Here is a 25,202-nt window from a genome sequence, read left to right on the forward strand (position 1 = left end):
ATCTGTCGGGTCCGCCGCGAGAGCCGTCCGCGTGCTCAGGGCGCGGTGAACAGGCCCGGGAAGCGGGGCGCGAGCCACGGCTTGCGGCCCCGGACGAGGATGCGGCCGCGGGCGATGGGGCTCACCTGTCCTTGGCGGCCGAGCGCCATCAGGAGGAAGGTGACCGGCTCGATGGAGATGGTGCAGTCCGGCCTGGCGGGTGGCTGTGGGTCGACGGTCAGTACGCCGTCGGCCAGGGTCACGCCGAACCGGCCGCTGCCGCCCCACAACCGGATGTCGTAGCGGGCGTTCATCCCGGCCGTGCGGGCCGAATCGGTCACGCGTGGCATCGCGGTGAGCATGAACGGCAGGGTCAGCGCGACGCGGGCCCGGTCGAGCATGTGCGCCCGGCCGAGCGCGCGAGCGAGATCGTAGCCGTGGCCGAGCATGTGCGTGAGCAGGTACGACCCCAGCTCCTGTGGGCTCATCGAGCCCAGCGGAGTGACCACGGTCCCCTCCGCCGCACCCTCCTCCAACGCCTTCACACAGGCATCGGCGTGCTCGACGATCATCGCCGCCAGCGGCTCGGCCGCCCGCTCCGCGAACTCCGACAGCGACCGCTCATTGGCCTCGGCGAGGCTCTGCGGTGTGCCGTCCCCATAGGGGCGCGTCCGTCCCTCCGCGAGCTCGGCCATCAGTTCGTTGGCCAGGGCCAGATGGGCCGCCGCCTCGCCGACACTCCACTGTGCCCCGGGGATCCGGCGGTCCATGTCGGCGTCGGACCGCAGCAGCGCGGCGATCTCCTCGGCGGTCTCGCGTATCGCCGTACCCAGCCCTTCGGGCAGCGACCTCCGCACGTCCTGCCCAGCCACTGAGTCCACGTCGTTGCCTTTCCTGCCGGCCTCGCCTCCCCATCGTCTGCGGGCAGACCGTGGGGAGGCGAGACACTGTCGATCACCGGGCGTCCAGAAGACCAGGCAACGGGGGCGGCGACAAGACCCTGAACAGCGAGAACGCGCTTCCCGTGCTGGACGGCGGCGCCAAAACGGTCATGTGTTGCGTCAGTCGCATGACGGGCGGCCCTTGGCGCGCCTCCAGAGAAGCTTCACGTGTTCCGTGGCGATGGCGTGCGGGCGGCTGACGGTCACCGTGACCCGTCCACCGGTCCGGCCAGGGAGGTCGAAGGCGTGGAGCCTGCGCCTGCCGTCAAGGAAGGGGGGAAGCGGTCGGAGCGCGAGGGGTGTGCCGTTGCATGTCACCGACAGGACGGTTTCGCGGTCTGCGCCGATCACGTGGTGCTGGTCGAGGATCCCGACGGTGGCGAGGGGGACGATCGCGGGACGGGCGGAGAAGGGGGTGTTGCCGGGGGACGAGGTGCACGTCGTCGTGACGGCGCCGCCGTCCTCCGTCGCTGAACCGAAGCAGAAACGCATGTCGGCGGTCTCCCAGACGAACAGTGCCGTCCACCAGTCGACGGCGGCGGTGGACATGCCTGGCGGGCGGGGAAGGTTCCGGGCGGGCAACTGTGCCGGCGTGTGGGAGGTCGCTGCGGCGATCACCTCGTTCCGGGTGGGTGTGGCGGCCCGCGGCGAGGCGGTGCGTGTCGTCGTCCGCGTCGCCCTTGGAGTGTGTGCCTCGGCCTGGGACGACTGGCCACCGCCGGTGCACGCCGCCGCTGAGAGAAGAACGGTGCCGGCCAGCGCGAACGAACGAAGCCTGTTCATAATTCCCCCCGTTGTCCAGGCAACGTGCCCAGCGTAAGGCTGCCGCGGGTGGCAGGTCCGTGGTGAGCGACCGCGGCCGCACAAGCGATCGGGAGGCGGCGGCACTCGGCGAGTGCTGTGACGAACAAGGCCCGCGGGGGCAGGGGTTCCGGTGGACCTCAAGGCGGGGACTGTGTGCGGACCTGTTCCCCCTCACCCCTCGGTTCCTCGAATCGGGTCAGGTAGCGGTCGAACAACTCCTGGTCCACGGTGACGGAGTTGGCCCCTTCCTCGCGGTTGCGGACCTTCAGGCGACGCTCCAGCGTCGTCCGGTCGGCCTTGAGGTGGACCAGTTCCCAACGGCAGCCGTGACTCTCGACCAGTGCCTTGTAGTCGTCACGGGCGGCGCGGCTCCAGAAGCTGTAGTCCACCACCGCATCGCGCCCGGCCAGCATCAGTTCGACCAGTTCCAGCCGCTGCTCGCTGCGGACCACTTCCTTGAGCTGGTCGAACGCCGCCGCTTCCAGCACCAGGCCGGCGTCGCGCTGCCCGAGTCGTCGCCAGACCGCCTCGTCGATCGAGAGCCGGACATAGCCACGTCGCACCAGCTCCATCGCGTACGTGGTCTTGCCCGACCCCGGAAGACCACACATCAGGACAACGGTGCTCACATGTTGTGTCACGAAGCCAGGTTAGTGCGGAAGACACCTCATCCTCCGGGGCGAGAAGGGCATCGGCTGCGGCGGCACCCCACAACCCGGGAACCTTCACGGAGGGGGCGCTTACCCCTCGGGTAATCGACTCCGGTGCGCGCGGCAGGCAGGGTCGTTCGTGTACGGAGCCCGAACGGCCGGAAGGATGTCATGACCGCGTACGCCATAGCTCACCTGCGGGAAGCCGCACCGCACCCGGAGATCGCCGAGTACATCGAGCGGATCGGCGCCACCTTCGAGCCGTACGGTGGCCGCTTCCTGGTACACGCCGCGCAGCACGAGGTGATGGAGGGCAGCTGGCCCGGCCATGTCGTGGTGATCGGCTTTCCCGCCATCGCCGAGGCACGTGCCTGGTGGGACTCACCCGCGTACCGGGAGATCGCACCGCTCCGCTCGCGGCACATCGAGGGGGACATCATCCTGGTCCCGGGTGTTCCCGAGGGCTACGACCCGAGGGCCACCGCGAGGGCGATGAGGGAGGCACTGCCGGCCGCGTAGCCCGCGTGCCGGCCGGGGGAGTACGCACTGAGGGGATGGCGCCGCCCGGACCTCGGGATGACGTCATCCCCTCAGGGGGTACCGCCTGGTGGGAAGCCCGGCGGCGACGGAGCCGGACGAGGCACCTCTTGGGCACCCCGTCCGGAGCCGATCAGGTGTCAGCAGGCGCCTTCGTCCTGCCACGGACCCCAGTCAACGCCGGTCGGCGTCTCGTTCTGGGTCCACCACTTGGCCTTCCAGTTGTGGTTGTTGTAAGAAGCCTCGTTGCCGGCGGTGTAGACCGTGGTCGCATTCCAGGCCGTCTTGCAGCCGGTGCCCGGCGGCGGAGTCGGGGTCGGAGTCGGTGTGGGCGTCGGGGTGGGTGTGCCGGTGGGCGGGGTCGCGCCGGCGAACTTCACCGAATACTTCGCGAAGTCCCAGGAGTTCTGGGCCACGCTGGAGCAAGTGCCCGACGTACGGCCGCCGTTGTCGGCGGGCGAGCACTGACGGTCCCGGTTGAGGGACCAGAAGGTGAAGCGGTCCATGTTGTGACCGGTGGCGAAGTCCAGGACCGTCTGGAAGTCGGCCTGGGAGAAGTACTCGCCACTGTCGCTGCGGCCGTTCATGCCGGAGAAGCCCTCATGGGCGTACGCGGTCGCCTGGTCCCAGCCGAACGTCGACTGGAGGATGGTGTTGAAGTTGGCGAGCGCGCTGGTCTGCGACGCGGCACCGTTGAAGCCGCCGTCGAACGGCATGATGGAGAAGTTGTTCGGAGTGAAGCCCTGCGACTTCGCCTCCAGCAGCATCTGCTTGCCGAACCAGCCGGTTCCGTCCGCCGTTCCGGCCGTGGTGACGGACACGTACAGGCCGGCGTTGTTCTGCTGAAGGATCTTGGCGGCGCCGATCTCGTTCTTGATGGCGGCCGTGTTCTCGTACTCCGGCTCCTCAAGATCGAAGTCGATCGCGTGCAGGCCGTACTTGGTGATGACCTGCTGGTACGCGGCAGCGGTGGCGGCCGGGTCCGAGCAGGTCTGGCCGAGCTTGGTGCCGCCGTAGCCGCCGATGGAGATGGAGACGTCGCCGCCCTTGGCACGGATGGTGTTGATGACCGACTGCACGGCGGTGTCCGAGGAGACCGCGGCCGTCCCGCCCCAAGTGGGCGAGCATCCGCCGCCGTTGGGGGCGAGGACGAAGGCGAGCTGGAATGCCTTGAGACCGGTCGCGTCCATGATGGCGGCCGCGTCCGGCGGATCGTTGTCCAGCGGCATCAGGTAGGGGGCGGCGGCGTACCACCGGTTGCTGAGCGCGGTGGTCGCGCCCGAGGCGCTGCCCGCGACGAGTGCGGTCGTGCCGACCGCAGCCAGACTGACGGCGGCTGCCGCGCCCAGACATGCGCGAAGACGTCTCACTGTGCCTCCAGAGGGGTGGGGGAGCCCCAGCCTCCGGTCTCTGTCGAGATCACGTCAATAAGTTGGACTAGACCAAACGGGTCTTTGGACTAGACCAGACGAACTCTTTACTCGGCCGCCGTTCCCTTCTCGTCGCTTGTGGGGCGCGAGGGGACGATTCGCCCTTTGCGAGCCCCGGGCGCCCTCGCGCGATCGGGTGCCTCACTCAAGCGCGGCCCAGCTCCAATTGGCCGGACCTGGTGAGTCGTTGTCAGTACGGCAGGCCCTCCGACGCCGCGTGCAGGGCGGCGTGCAGGCATGCGGCGAGATCCTCTTCCGAGGCCTTCGCCTCGTCGGCGAAACGCACGGCGAAGTCCTCCGCCGCCGCGCGCAGTGCGCCGTTGACGGTGGCCGCGTGCACCTTCACCCGCAGATCGTCGGAGCTCCTGCCGGAACGCCGGGCGAGGAGTTGGGTGAGGACGGGCAGTGCGTCGTCGTGCGCCTGGAGCCAGACGGCGCGCAGTGCGGGCTCGGTCGGGGTCATGCGGATCAGGTCGAGCACCGCGGGGTCGGCGGACGGCAGTCTCCCGTGTCGGCAGGAATGGGTGAGGAAGTCCAGCAGGCCGGTCTCCGGCGGCCAGTGCCGGAGTTGATCCGTGGCGGCGTCAAGTCCCGCTGTGAGCAGGGGGCGTACGCAGCTTTCCTTCGTGGGGAAGTGGCGCCACAGCGTGCGGGTCGAGACGCCGACAGCCTCCGCGATCTGGTCCCCCGTGGTGCTTGTGACGCCCTGCGAGACGAACAGGCGGACGGCCTCGCGGGCTATGTCGAGACGGAGAGCCTGCTTGCGCCGTTCGCCCAGTGACGGCCTCGCGGCCGCGGCGGCCGTCGTGGCCCGGTCTGAGGGTGCCGCATCGCGCACCGTTGCCCCACCACCCCTGTCTTTCGACCGTCGGCAGCATAGCGAACCCCTCAGAAATGACGCACGCAGACATCTTGTCACTGAGTGACATCCACTCCTACTCTCCTGATGTAACTCGGGAGTAACTAGCGGGCGTCGTACGGGACTTCGGCGTCCGTTCACTGTCGAGGACAGATACAGGAACAGGACAGCGCAGGACGGCGGAGCCAAGCCACGAGCACCGGGCTCCGCCGTATACAGAACCCCCAAGGACATCCGCCTCGCCCGGCGTCGTACGACGCGTGGGCGGGCACCGCACTGCGCGCCGCCCGGCCGACGGCGCGCGGGCGGTGCCTTCGTCCTGCCCACCTCCGCGATGCGGGCGGAGGCGGCCTCGTCCTGCCCGCGTCCGTCTCCGGGCGCTGCCCTTCCCCCCACCACACCGATCTGAGACCGCCACCAGCCCCCCGTGGCGGCGTGGTCCGCACCTCAGTCAACAGCGGCGTCACGCCATTGACGCCGTCGGCCGCCCGCACGACCCCCACGTTTTGACGAAGCAGGGAGTGAGCCGCATGGAACGACCCCACAGCACCCATCAGCCGCGTCCGGCGTCCAGCCGAAGTCCCCGCGCAGAGCGGTCCTTGCCCTCCGCGCACGCCGGGCCCGCCACACCGAACCGCAGCCGTCTCCTCGCCACCGCACTCGCGGCTCTCGCCTGCCTGAGTGTCCAGGCGATCCCCGCGGCGGCCGCCGGCACGGACGACGTGGTCTCCCGAGGCGTGACCATTCCCGCGTTCTACATGCCGCCCGCAAGCCTCCCCTCGGCCAACGGCGCCCTGGTCCGCAGCGAACCCCTTCCGCTCGCGCTCAGCCTGCCCGGTCTCGACGGTCCGCTCCCCGGCACCGCGACCCGCCTGATGTACAAGTCGACCGACTCCAACGGGCAGCCCGTGGCGGTGACCGGCGCCTACATCGAGCCCTCGGCCGCCTGGCGGGGCAGCGGTCCGCGCCCCCTGGTGGCCGTGGCCCCCGGCACCATGGGCCAGGGCGACCAGTGCGCCGCCTCCATGGGCCTTCAGCACCCGATCACCCTGAACGGCGAGACGGTGTCGGTCGGTTACGAGGATCTCGCGATCTACCGGCTCCTGGCCTCCGGCACGGCGGTCGTCGTCACCGACTACGTCGGGCTGGGCGCGACCGACCGGCTCCACACGTACGTCAACCGCCTCGACGGCGGCCACGCGCTCCTTGACGCCGTCCGCGCGGCACGCGCGCTGACCGGGGCATCGATCACCTCCGCCTCACCCGTCGGCCTCTTCGGCTACAGCCAGGGCGGCGGCGCCAGCGCGTCGGCGGCCGAACTCCAGCCCTCCTACGCCCCGGACATCACGCTGGCCGGCACCTACTCCGGAGCCCCGCCCGCCAACCTCACCGAGGTGATCAAGGGTATCGACGGCAGCGCCCTCGCCGGTGCCCTGGGCTGGTCGCTCAACGGATTCCTGCAGTCCGACCCCGCCCTGCGGGCCGTCGCCGACGCGCACCTCAACGCCGCCGGGAAGGCCGCGCTGAACGAACTGTCCACGATGTGCGTCGGTGACGCGATCCTCGGATACGCGTTCAAGAAGAGCACGTCCTGGACGACGAACGGCGAGTCCGTCAGCGACCTCGTCGAGAGCACACCGGCGCTCCGGGCCACGCTCGACAACCAGCGCATCGGCAACCTGGAGCCGACCAGTCCGGTACGCCTGGCCACCGGCATCCAGGACGACATCGTCCCGCACGCCCAGGCCCGTCAACTCGCCGTCGACTGGTGCCGCAAGGGCGCGAACATCACCTACGACGCCATCAACCTGCCGAACCTCGGCGACGGACTGCTCACCAACCATGTCGCGCCCCTCATCACCGATCAGGGCGACGCCATCTCCTGGCTGACCGACCGCCTCTCGGGCCGGCGTGCCACCTCCAACTGCTGGACGATGCCCTTGCAGCCCTGATCCACGTGGTGCGGGCTCCGGCGCGGATCCTCGGCGCCGGGGCCCGCGGGACGCTGAAGAACAGCGGACGCCAGGGCCCGCAATTCCGGTGCGTCGGAGCCGGACCATCCGCATCGTGCGGTGTCCACGGGGTGGTGCCGGCCCTGTCGTGACGCGAGGATGCTCCTTCGCGTGGTGCCCGCCGCCGCGGACGGTGTCCGGAGCGGTCCTCGCGGACCCCGTACGGGGAGGGCGACGGCGCCCGCACGCCGAGGAGCGAGGGAGGCCCCCCGATGGGTTCACACGCGGCGCCCGGCCGACGCGGGCGTGCTCTGCTGATGCCTCTCGCTCTCGCCCTCCTGGCCGGCGCCCTGTTCTGGGTACCCCGTGCCGACGGAGCACCGCGCCCGGCGGACGCCTGCCACAACGCGAGTACCGTCCTGCCCCGCGGTGACTGCGGGCCGTTCTGGCAGGTCCTCGCGGAGGACTTCAACGGCGACCGGGTACCGCTGGGTTCGTTCAGCGACTGCGACCACGCCGTCGACACGTCCGGCGCGTACTGCGGTGGGCTGAGCGGCAAGTACCGCGACAACTGGTGGGCGTATCCCACCGGTTGGCGGGACACGGCGAACGACCGGGGCCGGGACGTCGTGGGCGAGTACCACCCCGAGGACACGGTGAGCGTGGGTCCCGGTGAGAACGGCGACGGGATGATGCACATCCGGATGTGGCGCCCCGAGGACGGAGGCCCCGTGCACGCTGCGGCGCTCGTACCGCGTGCCGTGATGCAGATGGCGTACGGCAAGTACAGCGCTCGTATCAAAGTGACGAAGCCGGCCCCCGGATACAAGTCCGCATGGCTGCACTACGGCGGTGGCTGCGAAATGGACCACCCCGAAGGAGAGTGGACCGGCACCATCACCGCGTTCCACCATCCGTGCGGAGGGGGCGAACAGGGCTACTTCCCGAGCAACGACGACTGGACCCAGTGGCACACCGTCTCCACGGAATGGACCCCCGGGCGGGTGCGCTTCTTCGTCGACGGCCGTCAGACCGGTGAGGACACCCGCCGGGTTCCCTCGATACCCCTTTCCTGGGTGCTGCAGAACGAGAGCGCACTCGAAGGCCCCGGCGCGGCACCGGGCAGCAGCGCCGAACTCGATGTCACCTGGGTGGCCGCCTACGCCTACGGGTGGAAGTGACCGGCCGCGCGGGTACGGCCGTAGAAGAGGCTTTCCCGGAAAGCGCCGCACACCGCGTCGAGGTCGTCCGACCGCGTGTGTCCGATCCGAAAGACAAGCGGCCGTAATCGCTCAATGGGCGCCTATTAGAGGCAAAGCAGCTTGAATCGGCCTGGATATTCCTAGGCTCGCCTCCTGTTTCTCAGCATCCGGGAGGCCCCGCGTGCCGCAACCCCATCGGACGAACGAGCATGATCTCGTCCTTCCCAGCGGTTTCGACGACATCGTCCGAGTGATCGACCGCTATGTCGTCGACCGCCGAGCCGGCATCCCGCCCAGGCGGCGGAGCTCAAGACACAGGCTGCCCGCCCTGTTGCTCACCCGCGAGCCGGCGGCCGACACGACCGCGGACGGCACCACCGCGGCCGCTCTCGCGGCGGCCGACACCGCGCGGGGCGAGCCGGATCCGGCGCTCTCGGCGTTGGTGCACGTCTACCACCACCGCCTGGTACGCCTCAGCACCGGTGAGACCGGCCACCTGGCCAGCCTCGCGCCGCACGCGCTGGTCGACGAGGAAGTGCTCGCGTGCGACCACCCCGGGGAGGACGCCGAGGGGCAGGACGGCCCCCACGTACGGCTGCTGGACAGGGTGGCCAGGCAGTTGCGCGTCACCATGCCGGACGGTTCCGGCACCTTGCGGCTGACCGAGTTCGACGCCTGTCTGTCGGTGCTGCGTGCCGTCGTCGTCCCGGGGGACGTGACGGACGAACGCCGGGCACTGCGCGACCGGATCTACGACAAGTACGCCTGGAAGTTCGGGTTCGCCTCCGAGGTCACGGCCCTCGGCGACGAACTCGGCGCCAAGCAGTGGTCGGCCATCACGAAGCTGGTGACCACACCGCTGGCCTGGCTGTGGCGGTGGTCGTACGGCGTACGGATCGACCGCGGTGCCCGCTTCCGGTGGGTCGGCGGGATGCTGGACGAGCCGGGGCGCAGCTTCCTGAACGCCGCGATGTCCCTGCGCGACGCCCACCTGCGTTCCCGGGCCCAGGACAGGGCCGATCAGGGAGCCCCGGCCGACGCGGGCGCACCGGGGGCTTCGGCCAGGTCCGCGGTGCCCGCCGTGTCGGCCCGTGACGAGGCGGTGGTCCGCCAGGTCCTGCTGACCGCGCTCATCCATGACCTGGCGCGGGCGGCGCACCCGCCGGTGTGGAGCGTGCGCAGGCCGCGGCGGCGATGGCCGTTCGTCCTGCTGCTCCCGACGGTCGGCGGCGACGATTCCCCGAGCCGTAAACTCCTGAACTCCTTCGCCGCCGTCTCCGAGGACGTCGGGACCTGCCCGCTGCTCGTCCTCGGCGCCGCCACGGCGGACATCCCGCCGTACGCCGTCGGCCTGCCCAGGCCCGGCATCCCGGGCCAGGGCGTCCGGCAGAGCGCTCACCGCACGACGGCTCAGGCGGTGGCGTCGCTGCTCGCGGCGGGCGCTTCCGGACAGCCGGTCGAAGCGGTACGTGTGGTGCCGTTGTCACGCGTGCCCGACAACGGGACGAGTGCCGAACGGCCGGCCGTGCAACGGACCGTGCGCTCCCGCGAGCGGCGCGCGGGTGACTGGCTGCGTCCCGGAGTGGCCGCCGTGGCCGTGCTGGCGGTGGTCGCCGCCGGACTGTTCCAGGCGGTGAGGGCCGGCGAGCCGCACTCCCGCACCGAAACCCGCGCTGTACCCCGCGCCACCGACACCTGGTGTCCGCGGGTCGGTACGGGCGAACGCGTCGGGATCACCGACGGCAGCGACACCTGCGAGCTCGCCCATGGCCTGTACGCGCCCGAACTGCGAGCACTCGAAGCCCGGCTGGGCCGCCAGAACGCGGACGTCGACCGGACCAAGCCCTATCGCACCCTGGTCTTCTTCGCTCCGCTGAGCGTCGGCTCCACCTCCCGCCGAACGGTGCCCACGGGCTTCCAGATGCTGCGCGGCGCGCTGCTCGCCCAGAAGGAGGTGAACGACCTCAACCTCAAGTCACAGATGCCGATCCGGCTGCTCGTCGCGAACGCGGGCGAATACTTCGCGTTCGGATCGCACGGAGGACTCAACACGAAGAACCACACCGGTGTGGATGTGGCCCATATGATCGTCGACCGTATCCACCGAGACCACATCGCCGGCGTCATCGGCCTCACACAGAGCCGTCCGGAGTCCCTCCAGGCCGCCATCGAACTCGACGCCCAGGGCGTCACGGTCCTCGGCACCGGAGTCTCGGGCCAGCCCATGGTCGAGGGCGACTCCCCGGTGTCGTACTTCCAGCTCTCGGCGCCGGACGCGCGGGTCGCGCGGATCATGGCGTCCTTCGCCCGGCGCTCACCCCGGCTGGCGGCCCTGACCAAGGTGGCTCCGGGGCACACCGCGCCCGCGGCCGTCCTGGTCTTCGACCCGCACGACACGTACTTCAGCGCGGATCTGAAGAAGCGGTTCACCGACGCCTACGGTTCGGCGGGGCCGGTCTACCCCGTGCCGTACGGCGAATCGGGCAACGACAGCCAGACGCCCTCCGTTGCGGCGGGTATCTGCGCGCTGATCCGCAGGACCGACGGTTTCGTCCTCTACGCGGGCCGGTCCAGCGTCATGTACGACCTGTTCTACTACCTCCAGAGCGACAAGCAGTGCCGTACGCACCAGGGCCGCGTCGCCGTGCTGGCCGAGAGCGCCGCTCCCAATCTCGTGCTGCACCCGGAACTGATGGCGCGGGAGTACGGCTCGCTCAGCCTCTTCTACAACCAGTTCAGCCTGCCCGACGCCAAGGGACCCTTCGCCACGAACTTCCGGAATTCCTACGAGGTTTCCTCCGACAGTGACGCCGCCGCCGGCTACGACGCGGTGAAGGTCTTCTTCCAGGTGATGAACGAAATCTCGGTCACCGACCCGCAGTTCACCCCCAGTGCCGTCGTCACGTTCCTCCAGTCGACCGGAGTCACCGACTTCGTCGGCGAGTCGGGGATCATGACCTTCGGCAAGGGACACAAGTATCCGGTGAACAAGGAAGTCGACATTCGGGAGATCACCGAGGACGGCACCAGGATCACCGACCTGACGTGCGGAGCGGTGGCCGCGAAAGCGGCCCCTGTGACGCGCTGGGGGCCCTCCGGCAACTTCCTCTGTCCGGAGGACGACTGAGAACGGCCTCGCGTCACGCGTCCGAGCACGGCGGCTCGGACGCGTGACCAAGGTCGGCCGCCGCGCACCGGCTTCCCTGCCCGGTGCACCTCCTCGCCTCGCGCCGGACCGTCGGACTCCGCTTCTCTGCGGGGGAGTTGAGGCAGCGAAACTCCTGCGACCTGAGGCAACCCCTCGGCTTTGCCTGCCGTCCTCGTGGGACGGGGGAGCGCTTCGGGACCAACGGGGCGACGGGGGCGAATGCCGACCAGAGGAGAAGAACCTTGTTCCGAGTCCGGCGAATAGGGGTTGTCGCTGCGGTGTTACTCGCAGCGGTCGCAGGATCGCCAGGATCGACCCAGGCACAGCAGAACACGAACGGCTCCGCACAGTCCGCGGGACGCGCACCGCTCGCGGACGCCGACGGCGGACTTCCCGCCGGGTGGAGCGTCACCGGCGAGGGAACGGCGCGCCAGTTGGTCTGGCGCTCGGACACTCCGGTGCCGATCAGTGATTCAGGCGTCGCGTTCTATGCCGGCGACCGGTTCCTCGGCCGGCCCGTCGGCGCGCAGAACGGCCGCACCTTCCGGCTCGCGCTGGGCGCGGCACAGCTCGGGAAACCGTCGGACCTCCAGGCACGGACGGGCGAACGGCGCCTGGACGCGCCGGGCGCCCAGCAGAACCGGCCCGCCGGACAACGGCCCGGACTCGCGGCCCAGCCCTCGACCCGGCTTCCCGCCAACGCGGTTGACCCCGGTAGGCCGGGCACCTACCGGACAGTCACCGGCGACTACGCGCTCGCCTCGATCCGTCTGCCCGGCTTTGCCCAGCCCGTGGAGATGCGCGCGGTGGTGGTCGCTCCCACGAACGCCCCGGGACACCGTCCGCTGGCCCTGTTCCTGCACGGCCGGCACGCCACCTGCTACACCGGCCACGGCAACGAGGCCGGCGGTGAATGGCCCTGCCCCGCGGGCGCGAAGCCGATCCCGAGCTATCGGGGCTACCTCGCCGACCAGAAATTGCTGGCCTCGCAGGGATATGTGACTGTTTCCATCGCCGCCAACGGCATCAACGGACAGGACTCCGCCGCAGAGGACGGCGGCGCACAGGCTCGATCGTCCCTGGTGCGACAGCACTTGGCCCGCTGGGCGGACTGGGCGGCACGCCCGGCCTCGGCGCCCGCGATCGTACGACGGGCGGCCGCCGCCGACCTGTCACGCGTCCTGCTGGTCGGCCACTCGCGCGGCGGCGAGGGCGTGAACCGGGCCGCGATGGACAGCCTCTACCCCGCTCCGGCCGACCGGGACGGCTACCGCGGGCCGGTGCGCTGGCACATCCGTGGCACCGTACTGATCGGCCCCACCATCTTCGGCCAGAACCCGGCACCCGACGTACCGTCGGCGACGATCCTGCCCGGCTGCGACGGCGATGTGTCCGACCTCCAGGGCGAGATGTACGTGGACGCGACACGCGGTGTCAGCCGTGGCGCCGCCCTGCACAGCGCCGTCTACATGGTCGGCGCCGACCACAACTTCTTCAACAGCGAGTGGACACCGGGCCAGGCCCAGGCACCCGCTGAGGACGACTTCTGGAGCGGGGACCAGCCGGACCGGGTGTGCTCGCCGGGTACCGCGACGAGATTGACGGCCCGTCAGCAGCAGACCGCCGGCGCGACCTACATCGCCGCCGCCGCGCGGCTGTTCGTCGCCGGTGACGACCGCGTACGGCCGCTGCTCGACGGTTCGGGCCGCCGCGCGCCCTCCGCCGACCCCGCGCGGGTTCTCACCCACGCGGTCGGCGCACACCGCACTCCGGCGTTCCTTCCTGACGGACCGGTCTCCGTCGAAGGCGGCCGGCTGTGCCAGGAGGTGGACGAGAACGAGTCCGCGGCCTGCCTCGGCTCCGGCACGAACGGCGTCTCGCCGCACTTCGCCCGGTGGGAGACCTCCAAGGAGCCGGGCCGGCGCGCCGTGGCGCTGCGGTGGACAGCCGCAGGCCCCCCGGTCCGGGTCCGCTCGGCGAGGCCGGTCTCGATCTCCGGCTCCCAATCTCTGGCCATGCGTCTGATCGTTCCGCCGAACACCAGGGACACCCGGCTCGACGTCGCCCTGACCGACACCTCCGGCCACCGGGCGGTCCTGGGGCGAGTCCACCTCGACGGCCTCCCCGGAACCGGCCGCACCGCCTCCCACTGGGCCCAGGAGGTCCGGCTGCCCCTGACAGCCGCCACCCGAGCGGGAGTCGACCTGCACAAGGTGGCGACCCTTCAGATCGTCCCGCGCACCCGGTCCGGGCAGGCGTGGCTCATCGACTCATGGGGATGGCGCGCGGGAACCCCCGCCGCGCGGGCCGCGGGCCTGGCGCGCGTCGACATCGGCCGGCTGGCCGTCAAGGAGGGCGACACGGGCGTCCGGACCTACCACGTGCCGGTGAAGGTCTCAGGGCACGGGAGCGGCACGGTCCGTCTGTTCGTCGCCGATCCGGAAACGGGCCGGACTATCTCGCGTGAGGTGGCCGTGCGACCAGGCGGCCGGAGTCCTGATGTGAAGGTGGAGGTCCGGGGCGACACACGCTTCGGCTACGACGTGTCGCACGACGTCTTCGTGAAGGCGGTCCACGGCACAGTGATCGGCGCACACCGAGGCGGTGTCACCGCCCTGAACGACGATCCGGCGCCCACCCTCAAGGTGACCCCGGCCGCCGCCCGCGCCGCCGAGGGCCGGAGCCTGACCTGGCGGGTGTCCCTCTCCACCGCGGCCGACGTGGACATCTCGGCCGACATCGCCGTCCTGCCGGTCACCGGCGGCGCCGAACTGTCCACCACCGACGTCGATCCCCAATGGCTGCGGGAGAACTCCGGCAAGGAACCGCTGCCGTCACGGCCGCTGTCCCAGGTGAGCGGGCTCCTCCTCTTCGCCGATGTCCCGCCCGGCCGGACGAGCGCCGAGATCACCATCCCCACCATCGCGGACACCGTGACCGAGCCCGAGGAGACGGTACGGCTGCGCCTGACCGTCTACGACGGGAGCGGTACGGCGCACGACGGGCCGGAGTTCACCGGCACGGTGTACGACCCCGCGTAGCTCGGCGCCGACCCGCGCGCCGACCGGACCCGGACCATCGACCCGGGCCTCCGGCCGGCGCGCGGGACCGGCGTCCACGGCGTCGACGTACGAACGCCTACTATGCGCCGAGTGTCATCACATCGAGAAGAAGAACCGGGTCGACCAGGCCCTCTTCATCTGCCAGAAGTGCGGGGTCGTTGCCCACGCCGACCGGAATGCTTCTCACAACATCGCCGCTCGCGGTGAGGCTGTATGGATAGCGGGGCGTGAGTCACGCGTCCCGGCACCTTCCTAGGTGTCTGGACGGAGGAGGCCACACCACAACCAGTGGTGCCCTACCTCCAAGCCCGGTCGTTTACGGCCGGGTCAAGTTGACCGCGTAGCCGCCGGTGTGGACGCGCAGCAGAACGAAGCCACCCGGGTAGTCCTTCGCCGCGCCGACCTCCTGCAGAGTGACATGCCCGGCCCGCGGAAGGACGGTGCGTTTGTTGCGGTGGGTGTGCCCCGCGTGGTGCAGGAAGACGCCGGGGGCCATGGCGTAGGCGTCGACGATGCTCCGGGCCTGGCGACGGTTGAGCCGCTGCCCGCTCGTCACGGGGAAGGCCGAGTGGCGGACCGTCAGCGGATGATGCCCGAAGACCACGGTGGGCCGCTCCCGGTCCTCCTTCAACTGCCTGCGAAACCAATACAGTTGTTCTGGCGAGAGCCCTCCGGCGTCGCCGCCGTTGCCGCGCTTGTCATAGGTGTCGAGGCCGACGATCCGCAACCCGCCGAGGTCACGGGTGAAGTACGCGGGACCGTCGCCGCCGAAGAAGCCGTCCCGGAAGCTGTCCCCCGACTCTCCGGGGCTACGGTCCCGGGGCCGGTCGTGGTTTCCCCGTACGACGAAGTAGTCCTGCCCGTGCTCGCCGAAGCCGTCCAGGATCCGTCTGGCCTCCAGCAGGTCCCGCGGCGCGCCCCCGGCGGATATGTCGCCCGCGGCCAGCAGCCGGTCCGCGCCTCGCCGGCGGGCCTCGTCGACCAGGGCCCGGGCCATGATCGCCGGATACGGGGCGAGGCCGTGCTCCTGCGAGATGCCGCGCAGCAACGGAACCCCGGCCATCAGACCGGCGGTGGTCTCCCCGAGGTGCAGGTCGTTGCACAGCGCGATCGACATCACATGGCGGCCCGGTGGCGGCTCCGGTGTGGTGAAGCAGTACGGGCCGCCGTGCGAGCCCAGCCCGTACGGGGAGGTTCCCACCGCGTTGCCGCGCACCAGGTGCAGGGGTGTGGGCGTCGCCGCCGAACCCCGTGAGTGCGCCCGGTAGTAGTAGGTCTGGCCGGGTTCCAGATCCGTCAACTCCACTGTGTGGTGGGCGGTCCGGCGGCCTCCGGAGGCGGTGCGGTTCAGCCGGGCGGGATGGGTCCCGTAGACGACTTCGCCCTCGGTCACGACCGGGAGCATCCGACGTTGCCCGTTGTCGGTGGCGGACGTTCCGGTGAACCAGGTGATGACGGCGCGGTCCTCGAGGAGAGTGACCAGCTCCAGATGTACGGCGGACACGGCGTCGGGTGAGCGGGGAGTGCGTGCGGGTGCCGTACGGCGCGGGGCGACGGCGGGAAAGCGTGGGCGCTGAATGCCGGTTGGGTGCCCAAGGGCGGTGAACGGCGACGGTGCCGTTGGGGGCCGGAACTTGAAGTGACGCCGTGGGAATGATGTCGCGTCCGGGCTTGTGGGGGACCGGAGGAACACCTCCGCGTCGGCGCCCCGGCGCGGAGGTCTGACGCGAGGGCGGCCCCTGAGTGCTCAGAACTCCTCGTGTGTCGTGGGGTCACCGCCGAGGCGCCGTCGCGGATGGTCGGCGACGGCCGTCATCTCGGCCGGAGTCAGCTCGAAGTCGAAGATGTCGAGGTTCTCCCGCTGCCGTCCGGCGTCGGCGGACTTGGGAATGGGGACCGCGCCGAGCTGCGTGTGCCAGCGCAGTACGACCTGACCGGGCGTCACGTCGTGCGCCTCGGCGATCTTTCCGAGCTCCGGATCGTCGAGCAGGCTGCTGCCACGGCCCAGGGGGCTCCAGCTCTCCGTGACGATGCCTTTGTCGGCGTGGAAGGCGCGCAACTCGTCCTGGGGAAAGTAGGGATGGAGCTCGATCTGGTTCACCGAAGGCAGCACCCCGGTCTCCGCCTCCAGCCGGGTGAGATGTTCGGCCGTGAAGTTCGAGACGCCGATCGAACGCACCAGGCCCCTGGCGCGGAGCTCGATCATCGCCTTCCAGGATTCCACGTACTTGTCCACGCGTGGCAGCGGCCAGTGAATGAGGTAGAGATCGACGTAGGAGAGTCCCAGGCGGTTGCGGGACTCTTCGAAGGAGGCGAGGGTCTCGTCGTAACCGTGGTGCCTGCCCGGCAGTTTGGTGGTGACGACGATCTCCTCGCGAGGGACGTCGGCGCGGGCGACGCCTCGTCCGGTGCCGGTCTCGTTGCGGTAGTTGGTCGCCGTGTCGACGAGTCGATAGCCCATGCCGAGCGCCTGGCTGACGGCCTCCTCGGCCTGCGCGTCGTCCATCGGCCAGGTGCCCAGGCCGACAGCCGGGATCTTCGTACCGTCATGGGCCGTGTGAGCCGGGATGCTGATCACGGGAGAGCCTTTCCGAGTCGCGATGGATACGGTCCCATCGTGCACGGCCGCCGCCGTCGTGGCGACGTGGGCGCGCCCCTGTCGACAGGGGCCGGCCCGGCGGACACCCGCCCCACCCGCGGAGCGCCGGATTTCCGTCCGAAGGCCCGCCACCAGAGGTGGCGGGCCTTCGTCCTGGTCGGCCGGCAGCCGACTCGCCGGTGCACCGGCCCGCTTGGCGGGCGGGCCGGTGCACCAGGGTCACGCGGTGTGCAGTGTGAGTCCGTAGCGGCTCAGGATCTCGTTCACGGGCTGGTACCAGGTCTCGCCTCCGCTGGTGCAGTTGCCCCAGCCACCCGAGGTGACGCCCTGCGCCTGGTCACCACTGATGAACGAGCCGCCGGAGTCGCCGGGCTCGGCGCAGACACTGGTCTTGGTCATCTGGTGCACCGCGCCCTGGCTGTAGTTGACGGTCTCGTTCTTCGCGAGGACGTTGCCGCAGTGCCAGTGTGAGGTCGATCCGGAGCGGCAGATCGACGCTCCGATGGGGGCTTCGCCCGAGCCTCGGACGAGCTGGTCGGACACGGTGCCCCAGCCGAGGACGACGGGAACGGTCCACCAGCCGCTGCCCACGTTGACCCAGGCGTAGTCGTTGTCGGGGAACGAGGAACCCTGGAAGTTGCCGATGTAGCTGTGGTCCCAGCCGCTGACGCCGGCGCCCGGCTGGGCGCAGTGCCCCGCGGTGACGAAGCCGCCGTAGACCGAGAAGCCTATGGAACAGCGGACGTTGCCCGTGTAGTACGGGTCTCCGCCCACCGTGCCGGCCGCGAACGTCGTCGGTGCCTTGTCGGTCTGCCGCACGGTGACGGGACCGGATGTGCGGGCCCGGGCGACGAAAGCCCGGACATCGTTGTCATTCTTGTGCGCGGCGACCACATTGACGACGACCGAGCTGGCCTTGGGGTCGACGTGCCAACTGCCCACGCCGGCCGGTGCGCCGAGCGCGTCGATGCGTGCCATGGTGGCGTCGAGCTGCCGCTGGCTGTGTTTGACGAGGGTGACCCGGGCGCCGGTCGCCTCCACGGCTTCGCGTGAGGCGGCCTTGGTGAGGGCCACGACGAGCCGGCCGCTCTTGGCGTCGAACCAGGAGCCTCCGTACGAGGTGCCGGCCGCGCGCCGGGCACTGTGCTCGACGCCGCGTGCCGCTGTCTCGTCGGCGAGCCTCGCGGTCGCCTGCTGCTCGGTGAGTCCGAGGTCGTGCTGCATGGCCGAGATCAGTGCGGAGGAGGCGGGTGCCCGGGTCGCTGTGGCGTTGAGGGGGGCTTCGTCGGCCGCGGCCTGGGTGAGCCCGAGCGTCGCGGCGCTGACGAGCAGGCCGGCGGACAAGGCGATACGCAGAACTGTGGTGCGTCTCAAGGGAGTTGCCTTTCGTCGATCCGATGGTCGGTGAGTGGGGCGAAGGGCAGGAGAGAGCGCTCTCAGAGTTGCGTGAACGAGGGTAGTGGGTGTCCGTAAGTAGGTCCATACCAATGCACCGGCCGCCCGCTCGGCCTGTTGTCCGAGGGCGTGGGGGTCCTACCGGCTAGAGGTTGGGAGTACGGAGACTTTTCCGGGGGTGGACGCGGACGTGGGGCGGCGGGACTTAATCGCTGCCGGGTCCGCTTCCGTATGGCCTCGTCGGTGAACCCTGGATCGACTTTTGGTGTCACATTCGGTCAACGCCCGTTGGTACTTCGACCGGTTCTCCGTGATCTTGAGGCCGAGGGTGAACAGCGTCTGATCACTGTCGTGTTGGCAGTAGGCTCAACCTGCTGCGGCGCCCCGGTGATCACTCCTGCTCGGTAGGGCATTGACCCGTGGCGATCGACGAGATCCCAACGGCGTGAGGATGAAGCACAAGTGCTGATAGCGGGGCGGTATCGGCTGCACACCACTCTCGGGCGGGGCGCGATGGGGGAGGTGTGGCGGGCCTACGACGAGATGATCGGCCGGTCCGTGGCCGTCAAGCTGCTTCTCTCCCAGGACGCCGACCCGACCGCCGCGGCCCGCTTCCGTCTGGAGGCCCAGACCGCGGGCCTGCTGAACCATCCTCATGTGGTGGGCGTCCTGGACTTCGGGTCGTACGAGAACCGGCTGTTCCTGGTGATGGAGCTGGTCGAGGGCGACAGTCTCGCCCGTGTCCTCGCCGGCGCCGGGACGCTTCCCGCCGAGCGCGTCGCGCGGATCGCGGCACAGGCTGCCGCGGGGCTCGCCGCCGCCCATCAACAAGGCATCGTGCACCGGGACATCAAGCCCGGCAATCTGCTGCTGGACGCCGAGGGGAATGTCAAGATCGGCGACTTCGGGATCGCCCGCTTCCTGGACGATCCGGCGGGCGGCCTGACCGCGACGGGACAGATCGTCGGCACCAGCCTGTACCTGGCTCCCGAGCGGGCTCTGGGCAAGACCGCCGGACCGCCGTCCGACATGTACTCCCTCGGCTGTGTCCTGTACCAACTCGTCACCGGCCGACCGCCGTTCCAGGCCGGCAGCCCCGTCGCGGTCCTCCATCACCACCTCGACACCGCCCCCACGCCGCCCCGGGAGCTCGGTGCCGACGTTCCGCCCGCGTTCGAGAACTACCTGCTCGGCCTTCTCGCCAAGCAGCCCGACGACCGGCCCACCGCCCTTCAGGCAGCCGCCTGGTACGGCGCGGGCGCCTGGCAGGGGCGTCCCGAGCCGCTGCCGGCAGCGATGCCGGAGCCGTGGCGCCACCGGCAGGACCGGCAGGACCTCAGGGCCGCCGGCCCCGCGACCACGTACGCCCTGCCGTCGATGGCGAGGGACACCGCGGGTGGCCACCGGTCGCGCAGACGCCCGCGCCCGGGAGTCGGTGAGCTCCTCACTGATCGGCGAAGAGCCGTGGGCGCGGCCGCCGGCGCGCTGGTCTTCCTCCTGGCGGTGCTCGTGGGCGTGGCGTGGTTCTCGCCCGACAGCAGCTCCGCGCAGACCCCGCAGCCCGGTTCGACCGGCGCGGTGACCCCGTCCTCTCCCGCAGTCACTGCACCGGGCGGTTCTCCCACGGGCTCGTGACCGGCCGGACGGAGGCCGATGACGGCGGGGACGGGCCGGAGTTCGGCCAGGATCCGGGCCCGCGAGTCGGTCGCGACGGCCCGCAACGGGCGCCGCGAGCCGGCCGGCCGTCGACGCGTACGGGGTCGAGCCCGGCATCGAATCGGACACGCGGGCCACACGTACCGGATCTTCGCGGTATCCCTTCATGGGGGCCTTCGGGGTGGCATACGGTGAGGGCGTCAGCGAACGGTGCGGTTGTGACAACTCCCTTAGGTTTGTGGGTAGTTCGCCAATCTGGCACAGGTGAGACGTGGCGCTTTCGTGCCACCTCGCACTGTTCCCACCGCAGGTCCGGGGCCGATAGAAAGCGCTCCATGATCTCCCGCATACCCCCCAGCCGGAGCAGCCGCAGGGCGCTCGCGGCAGCGGTCGGTTCCCTCGCAGTTCTGACATCTCTGGCGTGGCCGCCCGGCCTCGCCGTGGCAGACGCGTCATCAGAAACGGACGCGACCCGGCCCGTTGCCCCCTCGGGCACCGGGCAACAAACCGTCACTCTCCTCACCGGTGACGTCGTGCGCGTCAGCGACCTCGGCAGCGCTCGGCAGACCGCCGACGTGACCCGCCCGCCCGGCGCCCTCGGCGGCGTGCGCACCGAGACCGTCGGCGGCGACCTCTACGTCTATCCGGACGAAGCACTGCCCTACCTGGCCGCGAACCGGCTGGACCGGCGGCTGTTCGACGTCACCGCCCTGATCGAGCAGGGCTACGACGACGCCCACAGCGACGGCATCCCGCTGATACTGGGTTACGGCTCGAAGACGGCGCCCTCCGCCACGACCACGCCCGTCGGCGCCACCCGGGTGCGCACCCTGCCCGCCATCCACGCGACGTCCGTCCGCGCCGCCAAGAAGCAGGCCCGGAAGCTGTGGAAGTCCGTCGCGCCCGCGACGTCCGCCACCGGTACCTCCGTCGGCGCGAATTCCCTCACCGGAGCGGCCTCCACTTCCTCTCCCCGGCTCGGCGACGGGCTGTCCAAGATCTGGCTGGACGGCCGCGTCAAGGCCACTCTGAAGGACAGCACCGCCCAGATCGGCTCACCCGCCGCCTGGGACAAGGGCTATGACGGCAAGGGCGTCAAGGTCGCCGTCCTGGACACCGGCGCCGACTCCCACCACCCCGACCTGGCCGGACGGATCGGCGCGTCGCAGAGTTTCGTCCCCGACGAGACCACCGACGACGGCCACGGCCATGGCACGCACACCTCCTCCACCGTCGGCGGCAGCGGGGCAGCCTCGGACGGTGTGGAGAAGGGTGTGGCGCCCGGCGCCGACCTGCTGATCGGCAAGGTGCTCTCCAACGCCGGCTACGGCCAGGACTCCTGGATCATCGCCGGCATGGAGTGGGCCGTCGACCAGGGCGCCAAGGTGATCAGCATGAGCCTGGGCTCCTCGACGCCGTCCGACGGCACCGACCCGATGAGCCACGCGGTGAACCGGCTCACCGACGAGAGCGGCGCCCTGTTCGTGATCGCGCGTGCCAAGGGCAAGGTCGTACTGGTGACCCGTTCGGACGCGATCTCCGCCCCCGACCAGGCACAGGCGGCGGCCGACGCCGGGGCCGTGCAGTTGGTCATCGTCAACGACGGGCCCGGCAAGCTGTTCGCGTACGCCGGCCCCTCCGGGGGCGGCTACAGCGCCGTGCCGGTGGCCACCGTGACCGCCCGCACCGGCGCGCCGCTGATCACGGACGCCAAGCGGGGCCGACTGCGGTTGGACGTCGAGGGCGTGCCCAACTCCCCGTACGTGTACGACCTCTCCGACGCCCACCCGGGACAGATCCCGTCCACCGGGCTGACCTACCGGCCCCGTTCGTCCGATCTGGCCACCGTGGACATGCGCTTCCACGGCACCACCACCACGCCCAGCGGCGAGTACCGGTCGGGCTTCCGTCCGTACCGCAAGTACGGCTCCGGGTTCCTGCAGCGCTTGGACATCCCCGGCACGCGCACCGACTACGTCTCGACGAGGGCGGGCACCCAGTGGGTGGAGACCCTGGCCACCGGGCCGGGAATGGTGCTCTCCTCGCAGAGCGTGCGGAACGCGTACAAGCCGGGATCGCGGCAGGTCCGTGACTTCTTCGGAGCGGTGACGCGGCCCGCCAACGGCGGCACCTACTGGTGGTCGCAGCGGCAGAAGGCCCAGATCGCGTTCAACGTCCAGCCTTGGGCCGACAGCAGCGCGGGACAGCACGCCGGCGTCATGCAGAGCGGTGACAAGAAGAGCCTGAAGGTCTATCTGGACGGCACCCTGATCAGGACGAGCACCTCGCAGGCAGCCACGCTCTACCCCGTCCCGGCCACCCCGTCGGTCTACACCTTCGACCTGACCGCCGAACGCGACGCCGACACCTACCGGTTGTCGCCCCGCACTCACACGGTGTGGCAGGTGAAGTCCGATCCGGTGACCGATCCGACGAAGATCGACCGGATGGCGGTTCTCCAGATGGACTACGGGGTCGACACCGATCTGGCGGGTGACGCTCGTGGCGGCCGCCAGACGCTCCGGCTCACTCCGCGCCATCTTGAGGGTGCGGCCGGCGCCGGGAAGATCCAGGGCGCCACACTGTCGGTGTCCTACGACGACGGCGCGACCTGGACGCCGGTCAGGACGGACGGCAAGTCCGGTACCTGGAGCGCCTGTTACGACGCCCCGCACCACGGCTATGTGTCGTTGAAGGCCGAGGGCTGGGACGACGCGGGCAACCGGATCACCCAGGAGGTGATCCGCGCCTACGGTCTGAAGTAGCCCGCAGAGGAATAGGCCGCAGACTGATAGCCCGAATACGGAGGCTGTCGCCCCGAGTCATTGTGTCGCCCACCCGCCGGCGACCGATGGGGCGACAGCCTCCGTACGCGTGGAGGCTCAGGACGGCTGCCGTTTTCATGGTCCTCCGCCTCCGCGCCCCAGCGCCCCAGCGCCCCCGCGTCATCGCGCCGACCGCCGTTCGCCGTCCGTCGGCCGACCCGCCGGCAGGGCAGAACGCGACGCCACGCGGAGCGGTGGCGCGCGTGCGCGGACCGTCCGATCGCGCGCACCCGATCCGTTTTCGTGCCGTCCGGGCAACCAGTTCGGGCGCTCGGTCGTCCTCTGGTTGAGGATCCCGGAGGGGAGGCGCTGATGGGGCCGGTGCGCACACTGCTGCCGCTGTCGCGGGCGGCGGCCCGCCTGAGCCCTCGTCCGGGGCGGCAGTTGCACGCCGCCGCGCTGATGCGCTGCCTCACCCCCGACTGGGTGCTGTTGCGGCCGGCGCCGTCGCAGCGTCGGCTGGCCTGGGCCGAGGAGGCGGTGGCCGTGTACCGGGCCCTGGTCGAGACGGAGAACCCGCGCCCGCGACACCGGGACCTCCTGGCCCGCAGCCTTGCCCAGCACGCCTGGGCGCTGCTGCTCGTCGGCCGCTGTGAACAGTCGTGCACGGCGATGGACGCGTCCCTGGCCGTCCCGGGTGCGCGGCGGTCTCCGGCGCAGCGCGCGTTCCTGCTGCACCTTCGGGCGCAGGCGCAGCTCGACCTGGGGCGACCGGACGACGCGCTGGCCTCGGCGGAGGAGTGTGTGGCCGCGTACCGTGGTCTTCTCCCCGCACGCCGGGATCGCGCCCTGGGCGGTCTGCCGGGCGCGTCGCGCACGTACGCGCTGGTGCTGGCCACCCTGGGTCGCGCTGAGGAGTCCGTGGCCGTCTACCAGGAGTGCGCCGGGCTGCTGCGGGCCATGTCGTCCCGGGAGTCGGGACGCGTGATGCTGGTCCGGGCGCGCGTACTGAGTGAACTGACCACCGGACTGCGGGCATTGGGCCGGTACGAGGCGGCGCTGAACGTCGGCCGGGAGGCCCGGGATGCCGCCGACCCGATCCTCGTGTGGGCCTTGCCCGATGCGGTACGACCTTTGCGGGTACGCCTTTTCGAGGACCTGGCCCGCTGCCTGAACATCCCCGGAGACCTGCCCGCGGCGCTGAAGACCGCCGAGGAAGCTGTCGCCGAGGCCCGGACCCTGGCAGGCACGGACCGGCGGACGGGGGAGCCGTGGCTCATGGTGACGCTCGACTGTCTTGCCGACCAGCTGGGTGAACTGGACGATCGCGCGGCGGAGTTGAACGCACGCCGGGAAGCGGCGGACCTCTGCACCGCCCTCGCCGTCGAGCGACCGGACGTCTACGACCCTCTCCTCGCGGCCTGCCTCGATCGGCTGGCCGACTGTCACGACGCGGCGGGTGACCGTCGTGAGGCAGTGCGGGCGGGTGAGCTCGGCGTCGCGGCACGCCGGCGTGCCGCGGGCTTCGACCCCGCCGTGCACGAGCCACAACTCGCCCGCGCGCTGGTGGGCTTGAGCTTGAGACGGCAGGACGACGGAGACCTCGACGGCGCGATCGGGGACGCCCGGGAGGCGGTGGCCCTCACCCGCCGCCTGGCCGAGTCCGACTGGCCGGCCCACCACGCCCTGACGGCCCGCCGTCTCCGTGTGCTCGGCCGCGCCCTCCGTCGGGGCGGCGACCCCGACGCGGCGGTCTCCTGCTTCGAGGAGTCGGAGTCCATCCTCGCGGGCGCGGGGAAGAGCGTCAGGACCCGCCTTTGGCGAGCAAGTGGGGCGCGTGCGTCGCCACCGCCGACATGACCTGCCGTTTCGACGGGTTCACCATGGAGGTGCCCGCGACCGTCACGGTCGGGACGGTCTCGTTCCCGTCCGCGACCGAGCGGACGAAGGCGGCTGCCTCGGGGTCCGCCCAGATGTTCTTCTCCGTGTACCGCAACCGGCCGAAGCGCAGCCGCAGGCGCAGTTTCATGCAGTACGGGCACAGCGGCCGCCAATAGACGACCACGCCCTCGTCGTTCCCGGTCACGGATCTCCCCCTTGATCGTCACGGTGCCTCGGGCAGCGTAGACGAGCCAGGGGGCGGTGCCCAGGGTGTCCCGCCACCGGTCGGGGCCTCCGGCCGGTGGAAGGAGAAATCCCGCAGGACGGGGGAACATCCATTCG

The 25,202-nt window shown here is 70.7% G+C and carries 17 protein-coding genes and 1 pseudogene; 9 read left to right on the plus strand and 9 right to left on the minus strand.

From position 1 onward, the window contains the following. Positions 1 to 35: 35 nt before the first annotated feature. The 3 genes from ACZ4N5_RS28765 to ACZ4N5_RS28775 form a co-directional block, all read right to left on the minus strand. Positions 36 to 860, minus strand: coding sequence for a maleylpyruvate isomerase family mycothiol-dependent enzyme (locus ACZ4N5_RS28765; protein ID WP_467759945.1), 825 nt, complete (start codon positions 858 to 860; stop codon positions 36 to 38). 180 nt (positions 861 to 1,040) lie between these two features. Next, the gene (locus ACZ4N5_RS28770; RefSeq protein ID WP_467759946.1) at positions 1,041 to 1,703 is read right to left on the minus strand and encodes a hypothetical protein; all 663 of its coding nucleotides are present in this window, start codon (positions 1,701 to 1,703) and stop codon (positions 1,041 to 1,043) included. Between the two features lie 158 nt (positions 1,704 to 1,861). Continuing rightward, positions 1,862 to 2,335: a P-loop nucleotide/nucleoside kinase family protein gene (locus tag ACZ4N5_RS28775; protein ID WP_467759947.1), complete on the minus strand. Its 474-nt coding sequence runs from the start codon at positions 2,333 to 2,335 to the stop codon at positions 1,862 to 1,864. 210 nt (positions 2,336 to 2,545) lie between these two features. Between ACZ4N5_RS28775 and ACZ4N5_RS28780 the strand changes: the two genes are divergently transcribed. Next, positions 2,546 to 2,893, plus strand: coding sequence for a DUF1330 domain-containing protein (locus ACZ4N5_RS28780; protein ID WP_467759948.1), 348 nt, complete (start codon positions 2,546 to 2,548; stop codon positions 2,891 to 2,893). Between the two features lie 158 nt (positions 2,894 to 3,051). On the opposite strand, the gene ACZ4N5_RS28785 is transcribed toward ACZ4N5_RS28780, so the two are convergent. Then, positions 3,052 to 4,281: a carbohydrate-binding protein gene (locus ACZ4N5_RS28785; protein ID WP_467759949.1), complete on the minus strand. Its 1,230-nt coding sequence runs from the start codon at positions 4,279 to 4,281 to the stop codon at positions 3,052 to 3,054. 250 nt (positions 4,282 to 4,531) lie between these two features. Next, the gene (locus ACZ4N5_RS28790) at positions 4,532 to 5,179 is read right to left on the minus strand and encodes a TetR/AcrR family transcriptional regulator (protein WP_467759950.1); all 648 of its coding nucleotides are present in this window, start codon (positions 5,177 to 5,179) and stop codon (positions 4,532 to 4,534) included. 551 nt (positions 5,180 to 5,730) lie between these two features. Between ACZ4N5_RS28790 and ACZ4N5_RS28795 the strand changes: the two genes are divergently transcribed. From ACZ4N5_RS28795 to ACZ4N5_RS28815, 5 genes and pseudogenes are all read left to right on the plus strand, one after another. Beyond that, on the plus strand, positions 5,731 to 7,152 hold the full coding sequence (locus ACZ4N5_RS28795; protein ID WP_467759951.1) for a lipase family protein: 1,422 nt from the start codon (positions 5,731 to 5,733) through the stop codon (positions 7,150 to 7,152). 272 nt (positions 7,153 to 7,424) lie between these two features. Beyond that, entirely contained in the window at positions 7,425 to 8,333 is a 909-nt protein-coding gene (locus tag ACZ4N5_RS28800) for a glycoside hydrolase family 16 protein (protein WP_467759952.1), read from the plus strand. A 202-nt stretch (positions 8,334 to 8,535) separates the two neighbouring features. Further along, on the plus strand, positions 8,536 to 11,481 hold the full coding sequence (locus ACZ4N5_RS28805) for an ABC transporter substrate-binding protein (protein WP_467759953.1): 2,946 nt from the start codon (positions 8,536 to 8,538) through the stop codon (positions 11,479 to 11,481). A gap of 263 nt (positions 11,482 to 11,744) precedes the next feature. Beyond that, positions 11,745 to 14,543 carry a hypothetical protein gene (locus tag ACZ4N5_RS28810; protein ID WP_467759954.1) on the plus strand — a complete coding sequence of 933 codons (2,799 nt, stop codon included), beginning with the start codon at positions 11,745 to 11,747 and terminating at the stop codon, positions 14,541 to 14,543. A 115-nt stretch (positions 14,544 to 14,658) separates the two neighbouring features. Then, positions 14,659 to 14,820 (plus strand): annotated as a pseudogene (locus ACZ4N5_RS28815) (zinc ribbon domain-containing protein); the annotation flags it as partial. 60 nt (positions 14,821 to 14,880) lie between these two features. Here ACZ4N5_RS28815 and ACZ4N5_RS28820 read toward each other — a convergent pair. The 3 genes from ACZ4N5_RS28820 to ACZ4N5_RS28830 all read right to left on the minus strand — a co-directional run bounded on the left by ACZ4N5_RS28820 (position 14,881) and on the right by ACZ4N5_RS28830 (position 18,537). Continuing rightward, positions 14,881 to 16,068, minus strand: a complete 1,188-nt coding sequence (locus ACZ4N5_RS28820; protein WP_467759955.1) for a purple acid phosphatase family protein — start codon at positions 16,066 to 16,068, stop codon at positions 14,881 to 14,883. Between the two features lie 243 nt (positions 16,069 to 16,311). Then, complete coding sequence (locus ACZ4N5_RS28825) at positions 16,312 to 17,142, minus strand: aldo/keto reductase (RefSeq protein WP_467759956.1); 831 nt, start codon at positions 17,140 to 17,142, stop codon at positions 16,312 to 16,314. A 240-nt stretch (positions 17,143 to 17,382) separates the two neighbouring features. After that, the gene (locus ACZ4N5_RS28830) at positions 17,383 to 18,537 is read right to left on the minus strand and encodes a S1 family peptidase (protein WP_467759957.1); all 1,155 of its coding nucleotides are present in this window, start codon (positions 18,535 to 18,537) and stop codon (positions 17,383 to 17,385) included. Between the two features lie 483 nt (positions 18,538 to 19,020). Between ACZ4N5_RS28830 and ACZ4N5_RS28835 the strand changes: the two genes are divergently transcribed. The 3 genes from ACZ4N5_RS28835 to ACZ4N5_RS28845 all read left to right on the plus strand — a co-directional run bounded on the left by ACZ4N5_RS28835 (position 19,021) and on the right by ACZ4N5_RS28845 (position 24,839). Beyond that, the gene (locus ACZ4N5_RS28835; RefSeq protein WP_467759958.1) at positions 19,021 to 20,193 is read left to right on the plus strand and encodes a serine/threonine-protein kinase; all 1,173 of its coding nucleotides are present in this window, start codon (positions 19,021 to 19,023) and stop codon (positions 20,191 to 20,193) included. A 554-nt stretch (positions 20,194 to 20,747) separates the two neighbouring features. Next, entirely contained in the window at positions 20,748 to 22,979 is a 2,232-nt protein-coding gene (locus ACZ4N5_RS28840) for a S8 family serine peptidase (protein ID WP_467759959.1), read from the plus strand. A gap of 372 nt (positions 22,980 to 23,351) precedes the next feature. Next, positions 23,352 to 24,839 (plus strand): hypothetical protein, encoded by a 1,488-nt coding sequence (locus ACZ4N5_RS28845; RefSeq protein WP_467759960.1) that lies wholly within the window; start codon positions 23,352 to 23,354, stop codon positions 24,837 to 24,839. Here the strand turns inward: ACZ4N5_RS28845 and ACZ4N5_RS28850 are convergent. Continuing rightward, the gene (locus ACZ4N5_RS28850) at positions 24,784 to 25,065 is read right to left on the minus strand and encodes a glutaredoxin domain-containing protein (RefSeq protein ID WP_467759961.1); all 282 of its coding nucleotides are present in this window, start codon (positions 25,063 to 25,065) and stop codon (positions 24,784 to 24,786) included. The two genes, ACZ4N5_RS28845 and ACZ4N5_RS28850, sit on opposite strands and share 56 nt — an antisense overlap. Positions 25,066 to 25,202: the final 137 nt, after the last annotated feature.

It is taken from the genome of Streptomyces sp. NPDC026500 (assembly GCF_055567635.1).